The sequence below is a fragment of the Pseudomonas sp. G5(2012) genome, assembly GCF_000408945.1.
Lineage (GTDB): Bacteria > Pseudomonadota > Gammaproteobacteria > Pseudomonadales > Pseudomonadaceae > Aquipseudomonas > Aquipseudomonas umsongensis.
In genome coordinates this window covers 1-10,112 of the sequence record NZ_APIO01000100.1, presented here as the reverse complement: position 1 = coordinate 10,112, position 10,112 = coordinate 1, and the positions used below count along the sequence as shown (strand labels likewise).

Sequence of the window (10,112 nt, the reverse complement as noted above, 5' to 3'; positions counted from 1 at the left end):
AGCAATGGATATGTACTCCCCAAACAACTTCGACGTGGCATCGATCAATGTTGGTAGAGGCGCCGATGAAGGTCGGCACTGTCACCGACACCCACCAACCACTCAATAAACATCCCGCAAATAACGCTTCTGCTCACTCATCTGCCGCCAGTAATCAGCGGCGCCTTGCGAGTCCAGTCCACCGTGTTGCTGGGCGACCTGGCGCAAGGCCTGGTCGACGTCCTTGGCCATGCAGCTGGCGTCTCCACAGATGTACAACCGGGCGCCGTCCTGCAGCCAGCGCCAGAGTTCGGCGCCTTGTTCGCGGATGCGGTCCTGCACGTAGATTTTCTCGGCCTGGTCACGGGAAAACGCCAGGCTCAGGTGCCTCAGCAGGCCATCGTGCTGCATGCCTTGCAGTTCGTCGCGGTAGTAGAAGTCGCTGGCGGCGTGCTGTTCACCGAAGAACAGCCAGTTCTTGCCCTGGTCGCCCCGCGCCCGGCGCTCCTGCAGGAAGGCGCGGAAGGGCGCGACCCCGGTGCCGGGGCCGATCATGATCATCGGCACATCACCTTCGTTCGGCACGCGAAAGTGTCTGGCTGGCTGGACGAAAACCGGTACCTCGGCGTCCTGCGCGCGGTCGGCGAGGAAGGTCGAGGACACGCCCTTGCGCTTGCCGTAGCGCACCGCCGCCACGGTGAGATGGACTTCCCGTGGATGCGCCTTGGCGCTCGAAGCGATGGAATACAGGCGCGGCTGCAAGCGCTTGAAGGTGCCCAGGAGCTCGCTCGCCGAGCAGTCCAGTGGATATTCCTGCAGCACGTCCGCCAGTTGCCGGCCCCACAACCATTCTTTCAACTGAGCCTTATGCTCAGTGCCCAGCAACTGTTTCAAACCGGGATTGGCGCTGCGTTCGGCGATGAAAGCCAGGGTGTCGCTGTTGGGCCGAGCGATTTCGAAGTGTTCGGTCAGTGCCTGACGTAACGACACCTCGGCGCATTGATCGACGCTCACCGCCGTCTCGCCATTCAACCGGGTCAAGTCGAGCAACTCGTCGACCAGGTCCGGACAATTGCGCGGATGGACGCCCAGCGCGTCACCCGCCTCATAACCCAGTCCAGAATCCGCCAGGTCCAGGGAAAACATGCGGGTTTCCTTGTGCGGGCTGTGGCGGTTCAGGTGAAGATTGGCCAGCAGCCGCGAAGCATGGGGCTTGGCCTTGCCGGGTGTCTGGGCAGCGCTGGCGCCAGTGTGGCTATGCGCGACGACCACAGCTTCGGGCCTGAGGGTCTTCTGCAATTGCGCCAGCCAGGTATCGGCGCGCTCCTCGAATTCGGTGTCGCAATCGACCCGTTCCAGCAGGCGGGTGGCGCCCAGTTCCTGCAGGCGCTGATCGAGCTGTTTGCCGTGCTGGCAGAATCGGTCGTAGGCCGGGTCACCCAGGGCCAGCACGGCAAAGCGCAATGACTCCAGACGCGTCTGGGCGGTGCTGAGGGTGTGCCAGAAACCTTCGCCATTGTCCGGCGGATCGCCATCGCCGAAGGTGCTGCTGATCAAGGCCAGATTCTGCGTGCTGGCCAACTTGCTGGCGGGGAAGTCGGCCATCGCGCTCAGCTCCACGGCGAAGCCGTCATCGCGCAGGCGCGCGGCCAGGCGCTCGGCCAGGGTTTCGGCATTGCCGGTTTGCGACGCCCAGAGCAAGGTCACCGCGGGGGCATTTTCTGCAACGGCGGGCGCCAAAGTTGCAGCCTGATCAGCTACACCCGCATCAACCCGACTGAACAATCCGCCCAGGAGTCCGTCCAGCCACAGACGAGTCTCGGTGGCCAACGGCGCGCTGGGCGGCAGCACCGGCACCCCAGCCGCCTGGCGCCCTGCTGGCGATTGCAGGCCACTGAGAAAACCGGCGAGGTAGGTGCGTTCACTGTCGTTCAATGGCGGGGAGGGCAGGCAACGGATGCCCGCGAGATCGGCAAAGGTCTCGATGCTCGACATGGCGAGTTCCTCTGGTAAGGGGGATGAGTCGACGGTGGCAGGCGCTGGCGTTTGCAGGAACTGATGGTCGATCAGTTCGACACGTTGCAGGGCGACCGCACAGAATTTGAATTCGGGCTGCTGCGAGATCGGGTCGACGGCATCGTTGGTCACGGCATTGATCGCCAGGTTCTCGCCAAACACATCGTTCCAGTGAAAAGGCGCAAAACAGTTGCCCTGGCGCACGCGGTCGCTCACCACCGCCGGCAGCACGGCCCGACCTCGCACCGAACGTACCTCGACCGGGTCCTTGTCCTTGATGCCCAGGGCGCTGGCATCCTCGGGATGGATCTCGACGAAGGGGCCCGGATTGAGCTTGTTCAGGGTCGCCACCTTGCCGGTCTTGGTCAGGGTGTGCCACTGATGCTGCAAGCGCCCGGTGTTGAGTACGAAGGGAAAGGTTTCATCGGGCATTTCCGCTGGCGCCATGTGCGGACGGGCGAGAAAGATGCCTTTGCCGCGCTCGGTGGGGAAGACGATCGTCGGCTGGCTGCCGTCGGCTTCGACCCTGAGTGCCTGACTCTCGCCATTGTTGAGGTAGCGAATCGGATTGCGATCCGCCGCGCTAGCGCTGGCGCAGGGCCATTGCAAAGGTTTGTTGCGCAGGCGCGGGTAGCTGGCGCCGCGAATGTCATAGCCGGTCTTGGGGTTCCAGGCGCGCTTGATCTCTTCGAACACCGCGTCGGCAGTGCTGTAGGTGAACGCCGCGGCGAAGCCCATTTCGCAGGCCACCCGCGCGATGATCTGCCAGTCGGGCAGCGTCTCGCCCGGGGGCTCCACGGCTTTTTGCATCAGCGTCAGGTTGCGCTCGGAGTTGATCATAACGCCCTCGGCCTCGGCCCAGAGCGCGCCGGGCAGCAGGATGTCGGCGTAACGGTTGGTCTCGGTGTCGAGGTAGGCGTCCTGGGTGATGACCAGCTCTGCCGCCTGCAGGCCGTCGATCACTTTCTGGCGGTTGGGGCCCGACGCCACCGGGTTGGTGCAGATGATCCAGCAGGCCTTGATTCGTCCTGCGCTCATGTCTTCGAACATCGACACGGTGCCGCCACCGGCGTTGCGCGGCAAGCGGTCGCGGGGGATGCTCCACAAATCTTCGATGAACGCGCGGTCCGCCTCCACCAGCATGGAACGCTGGCCGGGTAGGCCTGGCCCCATATAGCCCATCTCACGGCCACCCATGGCGTTCGGTTGCCCGGTCAGGGAGAACGGCCCGCTGCCCGGCCGGCAAATTGCGCCGGTGGCCAGGTGCAGGTTGCACAGGGCGTTGGTGTTCCAGGTGCCGTGGGTGCTTTGGTTCAGCCCCATGGTCCAGCAGCTCATCCACTGTGCGGCTTCGCCGATCCATTGCGCGGCCTGGCGAATGTCCGCCTCGGGCAGACCGGTGAGGTGTGCGACCTTGGCCGGCGGATAGTCCTCGAGAAATTCCGGCATGGCCTCCCAGCCTTCGGTGAACGCCGCGATGAACGCCGGGTCGGTGTGACCGTTTTTCACCAGCAGATGCAGCAAGCCATTGAGCAATGCCAGGTCGGTGCCCGGCTTGATCGGCAGGAACAGGTCGGCTTTGTCCGCGGTGGCGCTGCGCCGTGGGTCGACCACGATCAACTTCGCTCCGGCCTTGACCCGGTCCATCATGCGCAGGAACAAAATCGGGTGACAGTCGGCCATGTTGGCGCCGATGACGAAAAACAGGTCCGCCTTGTCGAAGTCCTGATACGAGCCCGGAGGGCCATCAGAACCGAGGGAGAGCTTGTAGCCGCTGCCGGCGCTGGCCATGCACAGGCGGGAATTGGACTCTATGTTTGCGGTTCCAACAAAACCCTTGGCCAGTTTGTTGATCAGGTATTGGGCTTCCAGCGACATTTGCCCGGACACGTAGAACGACAATGCATCGGGGCCGTGGCGATCGAGGGTGTCGCGCAGTCGGTTGGCCGTTTCGCTGATGGCTTTATCCATGGCAATGCGCACCGGATCGCGGCGGCGTTCCTGGCGCAGGTAGGCGTGTTCCATCCGGCCCGACTCGGCGATGGCCTGGCCGCAGGTGGTGCCCTTGGTGCAGAGCCTGCCGGCGTTGCTCGGGTGCTCCTTGTCGCCGCTGACCTTGACCACGCGGTTGTTTTCGACCTGCATGACGATGCCGCAGCCCACACCACAATAGGGACATACACTGCGTACGGTTTTGCTTGTCATCCTCGTCCCTCGAATCTTTTGCCGGCCGTTGCCGATGCCGGAAACAAAAAAGGCGCCATGCGGCCCACCGTCAGAAAAAACGGGGGACACACGGCGCCTTTGTCGTATGCATGCAATCAGCGTTGACTGCAGGGTTGAGGTGTTCCTAGCAAGTCACGCGCCAGAAATGCCCTTGAGGTCGCGATCGTTGTCGATACGCAGGCGGGCGGGGCTGCGCGCGCACGGCTTTGCCGGATGAAAAGCGCGGTCTTGTGCGGATCGCCGGCGAGGGGAGTGCAGGAGGGAATCGTTGAACAGCGGTTCAAATGAACGGTGCGCACCGGTTGCCTGCACTTTTATAAAGCGCCATGTGCACCCAAGTGCACCAGTCGGTGGCGGTGGCGGGACTGGCGCCTGTTCCGCTCCAGTCCCAACCGCATTATCACTTGCCCAGCGGTGGCGTGCGCGGTGGAATCAAGCGCTTCGAACCACAGGCCTCGAACGCCGACGCCAGGCGCAGCAGGCTCGAGTCGTCATAGGCGCGACCGGCAAAGGTCAGCCCCACGGGCATGCCGATATCCGGCATGACCCCCATCGGCACGGTGACCGTCGGCACACCCAGGTGACGTATCGCGAGGTTGCCGTTGGCCACCCAGACACCGTTGCTCCAGGCGATGTCCGCCGCTGCCGGATCAACGTCGGCATTGGCCGGGCCGACGTCGGCGACCGTCGGGAAAATCACTGCATCGAGCCCCAGCCCATCCATCCACTGCTCAAGATCGATCTGGCGGGTCTGTTCCAGGCCGCGCAGGCCATCAGGCACCGTCGGGATCTGGTCCCACGGGGTAATGCCGCGCTCGGCCATGCGCACGTACTCGTCCATGCCGGCGGCCAGGTCGCCTTCGCGGTTGGGCAAGGTGCCCGGGTCGTGCGGGAAAATCAGTGGCCCGTCGACATCCACCAGACGGTTCAATTTCGGATCGCCGTTGGCCTGCAGGAAATCGTCGAACGCCCAGGCCGTCAGGTCCCACAGCTCGTGATGCAGGAATTCCTTGGACACGATCCCGCGATTGAACACGGTTGGTGCACCGGGGCGATCGCCTTCACAGTTGGAGACGAGGGGAAAATCGACCTCGACGACTTCGGCGCCGGCGGCCTGCAAGGCCTGGCGTGCCTGTTCCCAGAGCCCGATCACCGAAGGCCGGGTGTGGATGCGCTGCCCGGTCGGGCCGCCGATGCCAGGGGCTTCACTGGTGCCGGCTTCAGGGTCGGCGTTGATGTACATGCGTGGTACGCCCAGACGCTTGCCGGCCAGTGCCGCGGCATTGGCGGCCAGGTCCTGGTAAGACGCGGGGCGCACCGAGGCGACGGGCGGAATTGGCACCCAGGGTTGCATGCGCCACAGGTCGCCGCGGGTGTCGGGGTCCTCGGCCACCACCACGTCAAGCACCTCGAGCAGGTCGGCCATGGTCCTGGCAAACGGCACGACGACGTCCATGGTCGGCGTCAACGGCCAGTTGCCGCGCACCGAGATCACGCCGCGTGACGGCGTGTAGGCACACAAGCCATTGTTGGACGCAGGGCCGCGACCGCTCGACCAGGTTTCTTCAGCCAGGCCGAAGGCGGCAAAACTCGCGGCGGTGGCCGTCCCTGCGCCGTTCGAAGAGCCCGAGGCGAAGGGGGCGGTGAGGTAGTCGGCGTTGTACGGGCTTTCTGCGCGGCCGTACACGCCACGCTGCATGCCGCCGTTGGCCATCGGCGGCATATTGGTCTTGCCCAGGCAGATGGCACCGCCAGCACGCAAGCGCTCAACGGTGAATGCATCGCGATAGGCGACCAGGTCTTTGAAAGCCGGACTGCCGGAGGCGGCGGTGAGCCCCTTGACCAGATAACTGTCCTTGGCCGTATAGGGGATGCCATCGAGCGGGCCCAGCGTTTGGCCCTTGGCTCGACGGGCATCGCTGGCCTGTGCCTCTTTCAAGGCGTCGGGGTTGCGCACCACCACCGCGTTGAGCGCGGTGGGCGTCTGGGGCGTGTCGTAGGCATCGATCCTGGCCAGATAAGCCTGGACCAGCTCAACGGCAGTGGTCTGGCCGGATTCGAGCGCAGCGCGCAGTTGGGCAATGGATACTTCGGTGACTTCGATCATGCGGTGACTGCCGAGTGTTGATGGGGGATGCGCTGAGTAAGGCATCCGGGTACGCCCGTCATGTTAGCACCGCGCTCGTCGAAGTCAGCGATCGACTTGAAGACGCAGGCGCTGGTTCACCGGATTGAAACAGGTGCGCAAATGGTCGATGACCTGGTCGATCGAAGGCCCTTCAATGGCCGGTAGTTGCGAGTTCTCGCCAAATTCACGCCAGATGAACAGGGTCATTTCAGCGCCATCGGTCAGTGTACGCGCGGCGGCGCTGGTGCCGAAGTTTTCCAGCAGCCGGTAGCGCTCATCCTCCCAGAACTGGTCCTCGACCCACTGGTAGACCGGTATGTAATGAAAATGGATGGGGAAGCGTGGGTCATGGCCGAAGCGGCTGATATAGAGCCACTTGGGCTTCAACTCCGCTTGCAGGGTTTTCTGGATGCTGGCGAGCAGCACGCCCATCTCCACCAGGGCCTGCTCGGGCAGGTCGGACAGCGAATTGGCGTTGTGCCGGGTGCCCAGCACCAGATAGCCGGGGAGCGCCGAAGACATATGGTGGTTGAGGATCCAGTGGGCGGTTTCATGAATGATGAAACGGGGTGCGATGTCCATGGGTCTATGTCCGTTGGCGAAACTGCCGAAGGGGGCGAGTGGGGTGGCCACGATCGATTCTAAATCCAGCATTGCGCGGTGCGATACGCTTTTTGCGCCGAGTCCATGAGCAGGGCCCAAAGGGTTTATGGCACTGTGCCCTTCAAGTATTGGCAATGTAGGGGTAAACATTGCTCGCGACCACTGGACAAGGGTGTAGCAGGGTAATGCTTTGGTATGAGGCGGGCAGGGGCCGCCAGCCGAGCATGGCAACGGGTTTCACAGGTTCAGCTCGATCACATGGGCGGCATTGAATCGAGCATTTTCATTGACGCCCTCTTTGGCATAGCCACGGGCATTGCAGATGACCCGGGTGTCGCCGATCCGGTAATCGAAGCTGCCATGGGTATGGCCATGCAGCCAAAGCGCGGGCTGCCACGCCTCGATCCGCTCCTGCAGGTCTGAGACGAAACTTGCGTTGATCGGCGAATCGGCGAAAGCCGGGCTGATGCTCAACCGGGTCGGCGCGAAATGCGAGATCACTACCGTGGGGATGCCGGGGTCGGAGGCAAAACATTCTTCCAGCCAGGCGACCGTCTGCATGAACAGCATCTGGGAAAGGGCCGGCGTGAACAGGTCTGGGAAGTCAGGCGCAACCTTGATGCGGCTGAAGTCGCGGATCAGCCGGGTGGCCATGTCGATACCCTGCGCCCGATCTTCCGCTCGATCGAAGAGACGGTAGTCTGACCACAGGGTACAGCCCAGGAAGCGTACGCCGTGATGAACGTATGCGGTGCGTTCCAGGACGTGGATCGGAGTGCCTTGCGACAACCTGTGCAACTGCTCGTAGGTAGAGATCAGGTCACTGCCATAAAATTCGTGATTGCCCGCCACGTACAACACCGGGGCCGGGCTTGACCTGGCCCAGTCGATGGCCGCGGCCGGTCGGGAAATGTCACCGGCCAGGACCACGATATCGGCCTCCACAGCCGGGAATGGCATGGCGTCTACGGACAAGTGGATATCGGACAGCAAGGCAATGCGCATGGAACGGTTCCTGGCAGGATTGAACGTCGTCGGCTGGTTACTTGAGAGGATGACGCACCAGAATCGATTCGTCGATCCGGTCGATGGCGGTGACGCCTGTCAAGGTCATCGCCACGCGCATTTCCTTGGCGAAAATATCCAGCATGTTTTCCACCCCGCGTTGACCGTCGGCCGCCAAGGCATAGGCCATGGAGCGTCCCAGGAGTACCCCCTTTGCTCCCAGGGCCAACATGCGCACCACGTCCAGTCCCGAGCGGATCCCCGAGTCGACCAGCACCTTGAGGTCATCGCCGACCGCTTGCATGATGGGCGGCAAGGCTTGGGCCGTGGAGAGCACGCCGTCCAGCTGGCGGCCGCCGTGGTTGGAGACGACAATGCCGTCCGCGCCAAAACTCACCGCATCCCTGGCGTCCTCAGGGTCGAGAATACCCTTGATGATCATCGGGCCCTTCCAGAAATCGCGAATCCACTCCAGGTCGCTCCAACTGATCGAGGGGTCGAAATTATTGGCCAGCCAGCCGATGTAGTCTTCGAGGGTCACGGCCTTGCCGAGATACTTCGATACGTTGCCCAGGTCATGCGGGCGGCCCAGCAGGCCGACGTTGAAGGCCCAGTCGGGCCGGGTCATGGCCTGCAGCATGCGCCGGGACGATGCGTAGGGACCGGACATGCCCGAATGGGCATCGCGATAGCGGGCACCGGGCGTTGGCATATCGACCGTAAACACCAGGTTCTGCACGCCGGCAGCCTTGGCGCGTTCCAGCGCATTTCTCATGAAGCCCCGGTCCTTGAGGACATACAACTGAAACCAGATCGGCTGTTGAGTGTTGGCGCAGACTTCTTCGATCGAACATACCGAGACAGTGGACAGGCACAGCGGGATGCCTTTTTTCTCGGCAGCCTTGACCGCCTGCACCTCGCCCCGGCGGGCGAACATGCCCGTCAGGCCTACCGGGGCCAACACGATGGGCATCGATAGTCGTTGATCGAACAGGGTGGTTTGCAGGCTCAATGCTTCGACGTTCTTGAGGATACGTTGGCGCAGGCTGACCTGCGTCAGGTCGGCGCTGTTGGCCCTCAGCGTATGCTCGGCATAGGCTCCGCCATCGATGTAGTCGAACAAAAAACGCGGCAGCTTGCGACGCGCTGCCTCGCGATAGTCGGATGCGGACGAAATGATCATAGGCCGATGCCTCGGGCTGATGAGGGACGGTGACGTCTGTCGAGCGTGAAGGCAGATTAGCCCATGCAATCGCATCCCTGCAGAAAATGCCATTCAAACCTTTTGTGGCTGCAACATGGACGAAACATAACGCGCCTATGATCCGCCTCAACCAAAACTCAGGGAACGACCCATGAATCGGCCATCAAGAAGCCTGCGCAAACTGCTCGACGCCGTCGCCACCAACAATGAAGGCGCGGCGTTGGATGTCATGCGTGCAGCTGAACAGCTCAAGGACGAAGTGTTGCGCCAACGCTTGCTCAACCTGATTCATCGACTCAACCAGGACGCCATTGATTTGCGGATTGCGCGGGATGAGATTCAGGGGGGCAGGATCAAGTTGGCGTGAGGGGACAGCCGATCCAGGCCCGTCACTGATTCTTCGCGTTGGCCAGGAAATAGGCGACCAGCGCGTTGGCGTGGCCATGCCCCAAGCCGTGCTCGGTCTTGAGCCAGGCGACCATTTCCATGTGCTTCTTGCTGCTGACGGTCTTGAGCAGATCAAACCAGTGGGTGACCGGGTGCCCGTACTTTTTTTCGATTGAAGGGAAGTACGAGGCGGGTCCTTTCGTTTTTGTCTCTTCAGTCACGTTCAAAACTCCTTTTTTGCCGGGTTATCAGGGGATGTGCCGAGCGCTCTGCAAAGTCGGGGTAATGCTCCCAACGCAGCGCCGGTAACGTTACTTTTTAGCCTGCACTGAAGCTGCCGTCCACTTCTGGCACAAAGTGGGTCCTGCCCTGATAGCCGATGATTGTCTTTCAGGTGTACATATCCATTCCTGCGGTAACGGCCACCTATGGTTTCGCCGTCACGGCGACAAGCCTGTAGGAGCGAGCATGCTCGCGATGGAGGTCAACGATGACGCGGGGAGCCTGACACCCCGCGGTGCTCTCAGGTTTTTCGTCGGAACGCCGCCCGGAGCATGCTCGCTC

At 62.5% G+C, this 10,112-nt stretch carries 7 protein-coding genes; 1 reads left to right on the top strand and 6 read right to left on the bottom strand.

Going from position 1 to position 10,112, the window contains the following annotated elements:
- Positions 1–102 precede the first annotated feature (102 nt).
- The 5 genes from PG5_RS26040 to lldD all read right to left on the bottom strand — a co-directional run bounded on the left by PG5_RS26040 (position 103) and on the right by lldD (position 9,140).
- Positions 103–4,200: a bifunctional nitrate reductase/sulfite reductase flavoprotein subunit alpha gene (locus tag PG5_RS26040; RefSeq protein WP_042955744.1), complete on the bottom strand. Its 4,098-nt coding sequence runs from the start codon at positions 4,198–4,200 to the stop codon at positions 103–105.
- Positions 4,201–4,621: 421 nt separating this feature from the next.
- Positions 4,622–6,328, bottom strand: coding sequence for an amidase (locus PG5_RS26030; RefSeq protein ID WP_020800055.1), 1,707 nt, complete (start codon positions 6,326–6,328; stop codon positions 4,622–4,624).
- Positions 6,329–6,412: 84 nt separating this feature from the next.
- On the bottom strand, positions 6,413–6,931 hold the full coding sequence (locus tag PG5_RS26025; RefSeq protein ID WP_020800054.1) for a hypothetical protein: 519 nt from the start codon (positions 6,929–6,931) through the stop codon (positions 6,413–6,415).
- Positions 6,932–7,189: 258 nt separating this feature from the next.
- Positions 7,190–7,957, bottom strand: coding sequence for a metallophosphoesterase (locus PG5_RS26020; RefSeq protein ID WP_020800053.1), 768 nt, complete (start codon positions 7,955–7,957; stop codon positions 7,190–7,192).
- Between the two features lie 37 nt (positions 7,958–7,994).
- Positions 7,995–9,140, bottom strand: a complete 1,146-nt coding sequence (lldD, locus tag PG5_RS26015) for an FMN-dependent L-lactate dehydrogenase LldD (RefSeq protein ID WP_020800052.1) — start codon at positions 9,138–9,140, stop codon at positions 7,995–7,997.
- 172 nt (positions 9,141–9,312) lie between these two features.
- Between lldD and PG5_RS26010 the strand changes: the two genes are divergently transcribed.
- Positions 9,313–9,528, top strand: a complete 216-nt coding sequence (locus tag PG5_RS26010) for a hypothetical protein (protein WP_020800051.1) — start codon at positions 9,313–9,315, stop codon at positions 9,526–9,528.
- Between the two features lie 22 nt (positions 9,529–9,550).
- Here the strand turns inward: PG5_RS26010 and PG5_RS26005 are convergent, their stop codons facing one another.
- Positions 9,551–9,769, bottom strand: a complete 219-nt coding sequence (locus PG5_RS26005; RefSeq protein WP_020800050.1) for a DUF4287 domain-containing protein — start codon at positions 9,767–9,769, stop codon at positions 9,551–9,553.
- Between the last annotated feature and the right edge of the window lie 343 nt (positions 9,770–10,112).

Excerpts from the sequence above, each read along its gene's own strand:
- PG5_RS26040 (WP_042955744.1), bottom strand. The coding sequence starts at position 4,200 with ATGACAAGCAAAACCGTACGCAGTGTATGTCCCTATTGTGGTGTGGGC.
- PG5_RS26030 (WP_020800055.1), bottom strand. The coding sequence starts at position 6,328 with ATGATCGAAGTCACCGAAGTATCCATTGCCCAACTGCGCGCTGCGCTC.
- PG5_RS26025 (WP_020800054.1), bottom strand. The coding sequence starts at position 6,931 with ATGGACATCGCACCCCGTTTCATCATTCATGAAACCGCCCACTGGATC.
- PG5_RS26020 (WP_020800053.1), bottom strand. The coding sequence starts at position 7,957 with ATGCGCATTGCCTTGCTGTCCGATATCCACTTGTCCGTAGACGCCATG.
- lldD (WP_020800052.1), bottom strand. The coding sequence starts at position 9,140 with ATGATCATTTCGTCCGCATCCGACTATCGCGAGGCAGCGCGTCGCAAG.
- PG5_RS26010 (WP_020800051.1), top strand. The coding sequence starts at position 9,313 with ATGAATCGGCCATCAAGAAGCCTGCGCAAACTGCTCGACGCCGTCGCC.